The sequence below is a fragment of the Pseudomonas sp. AKS31 genome (assembly GCF_023634765.1).
Taxonomy (GTDB): domain Bacteria; phylum Pseudomonadota; class Gammaproteobacteria; order Pseudomonadales; family Pseudomonadaceae; genus Aquipseudomonas.
Window position 1 is genome coordinate 30,679 of sequence record NZ_JAMLFX010000014.1, and the last position, 3,063, is coordinate 33,741.

Sequence of the window (3,063 nt, forward strand, 5' to 3'; positions counted from 1 at the left end):
CTCCCACAGGGCTAAAAGGTGTCCTCTAGAATCGGGGTTTTCATCTGACCCGACATGCTTTTGCACTATCATCGCCCTCTCGCTCCGGAGGGCCTTCGATGACTGATTTACTCACGTCCACTCAAGCCGCACTCGGCTTGTCGCACACGCCGATTCCGTTCACCAACAGCGGCGCCCTGCCCTCGGCGTTCGCCGTCACTGAGCTTGCCTGCGCGAGCATCGCCGCTGCCGGTCAGGCTGTCAGCCACTTGATCGATCAACAGACCGGTCATTTGCCCGCTGTTGAAGTCGACCGGCGCCTGGCCTCGTTCTGGTTCTCGACCTCGTTGCGGCCGATGGGCTGGCTAGTTCCGCCACTGTGGGATTCCGTCGCTGGCGACTATCAGACCCGCGACGGCTGGATTCGCCTGCACACCAATGCCCCGCATCATCGCGCCGCCGCTGAACGCGTGCTCGGTGCCTGCGCCGACCGTGGAGCGATGGCGGCGAAAGTCGCGCAATGGACAAGTACGGATCTGGAGCAAGCGGTGGTCGAGGCCAAGGGCTGCGCCGCCGAAATGCGCAGTTGGGCGCAGTGGCAGATGCATCCGCAGGGGCTGGCGGTAAATGCCGAGCCGCTGGTGCACTTCCTTGAGTCCCGGGATGAAAACAGCCGACCCTGGCAAGGCTGCGTGGCGCGACCGTTGGCCGGAATCAAAGTGCTGGACCTGACGCGTGTGCTCGCCGGCCCCACCGCCAGCCGTTTTCTCGCCGGCCTTGGCGCCGACGTATTGCGCATCGATTCACCGAGCTGGAAAGAGCCCGGTGTCGTCCCGGAAATGACCCTCGGCAAACGCTGCGCGCGGCTGAATCTGCATGATCCGGTTGAGCGCGCGGTGTTCGAGAGATTGCTGAAAGACGCCGACATTCTGCTGCACGGTTACCGCGCCGACGCCTTGGAAAACCTCGGCTTCGGCGTTGAGCGCCGCCGGCAACTGGCGCCGGGCCTGATCGATGTCGGTCTCAACGCTTACGGCTGGAGCGGCCCGTGGCAGAACCGCCGTGGTTTCGACAGCCTGGTGCAGATGAGCAGCGGCATTGCCGAGGCGGGGCAGCGCTGGAAACAGGCTGACAAACCAACGCCGTTGCCGGTGCAGGCGCTGGATCATGCGACCGGATATTTAATGGCGGCGAGTGCGCTCCGACTTTTGACCGAGCGTTTGAACACGGGTCGCGGTGGCTCGGCGCGGTTGTCGCTGGCACGAACGGCGAAGTTGTTGGTTGAGCATGGGCCGGGGACCACTGAAGCACTGCGCGCCGAGGATGAACAGGATCAATCTTCGCTGGTGGAGCAGACTCCATGGGGCCCGGCACATCGTTTGCAGGTGCCGGTGAAGATCAGCGGCACACCGATTCAGGGGGCGTTGCCGGCCACAGAATTGGGTTCACACCGCCCAGAGTGGTGGTAACTGCTCAGACCCCATCGCTGGCAAGCCAGCTCCCACAGGTTTCCGGGCGTTCACAGATTACAGGTGCGGCACGGACATTGTGGGAGCAGGCTTGCCAGCGATGGGGCCGATTTTGCCAACACAAACCTTTGATCAATCCGCCCGACTCAAGCACGCCCACAAAAGCTGCGCCGCATTCCCGCGATCACGCCAGGTCTCAACCCGCGCCGCGAGAAACCCCAACATCGCCTGGCGGTCGATACGCCAGCGACAACCTCACAACGACAGCACACCGCTGTATAACCCATACGCCGCCAGCCCCGCGCCGATGATCACGCAGGTGAAAATGCCTTTCTCGACATGGGTGAACAGCGGCTCGCCCGCCTCATGCTTGGCCTTGGCAAACAGGATCACCCCCGGTGCATAGAGCAACGCCGAGAGCAGCAAATACTTCACCCCGCCGGCATACAACAACCACACCGCATAACCGAGGGCGATGCCGCCGATCAGCAGATCCTTGGTGCGCTCGGCCGAAGCGTATTCGTAGGTTTCGCCGCGCCCGCTGAGCAACACCGCATATGCCGCCGACCACAGGTACGGCACCAGAATCATCGACGAGGCCAGATAAATCAGACTGGTGTAAGTGCCCGCCGAAAACAGCGTGATCAACAGGAAAATCTGGATCATCACGTTGGTCAGCCACAACGCGTTGACCGGCACATGGTTCTTGTTTTCCTTTTTCAGGAACGCCGGCATGGTCTTGTCTTTCGCTGTGGCGAAGAGGATTTCCGCGCACAGCAAGGCCCAGGACAGCAACGCGCCGAGCAGTGAAATCGCCAGGCCAATGCTGATCAACAAGGCGCCCCATGGCCCGACGATGTGCTCGAGCACCGCCGCCAGTGACGGGTTCTGCAGATTGGCCAGTTCCGGCTGGCTCATGATCCCCAGCGACAGCACGTTGACCAGCACCAGCAGCGCCAGCACGCCGATAAAACCGATCACCGTGGCGCGGCCGACGTCACTGCGTTTTTCCGCCCGCGCCGAGTACACACTGGCGCCTTCGATGCCGATGAACACGAACACGGTGACCAGCATCATGTTGCGCACCTGGTCCATCACCCCGCCGAAATTCGGGTTGCTGGTGCCCCAGATGTCACGAGTGAAAATGTCAGCCTTGAACGCGACCGCCGCGATGACGATGAACATGATCAGCGGTACAACCTTGGCCACCGTGGTCAACTGATTGATCAGCGCCGCTTCCTTGATCCCGCGCATCACCAGAAAGTGCACGGCCCACAGCAGCACCGAGGCGCAGCCGATGGCGACTGGCGTATTGCCCTGGCCAAACACCGGAAAGAAGTAACCGAGGGTGCTGAACAGCAGCACGAAATAACCGACGTTGCCCAGCCAGGCACTGATCCAGTAACCCCACGCAGATGAAAATCCCATGTAGTCGCCAAACCCGGCCTTGGCGTAGGCGTACACGCCGGAATCCAGCTCGGGTTTGCGATTGGCCAGCGTCTGGAACACGAACGCCAGGGTCAGCATGCCGATCGCGGTGATGCCCCAACCGATCAGGATCGCCCCGGCATCGGCGCGTGCCGCCATGTTCTGCGGCAGCGAGAAAATACCCCCG

General features: G+C 62.0%; 2 protein-coding genes. One reads left to right on the forward strand and one right to left on the reverse strand.

Going from position 1 to position 3,063, the window contains the following annotated elements; all coding sequences use genetic code 11:
* Nucleotides 1–98 precede the first annotated feature (98 nt).
* Entirely contained in the window at nt 99–1,448 is a 1,350-nt protein-coding gene (locus M9827_RS23995; RefSeq protein ID WP_250607498.1) for a CoA transferase, read from the forward strand.
* 255 nt (nt 1,449–1,703) lie between these two features.
* On the opposite strand, the gene arcD is transcribed toward M9827_RS23995, so the two are convergent.
* Nucleotides 1,704–3,063: arginine-ornithine antiporter (gene arcD, locus M9827_RS24000; RefSeq protein WP_250607500.1), on the reverse strand; the 1,360-nt coding region annotated here is incomplete at its 5' end.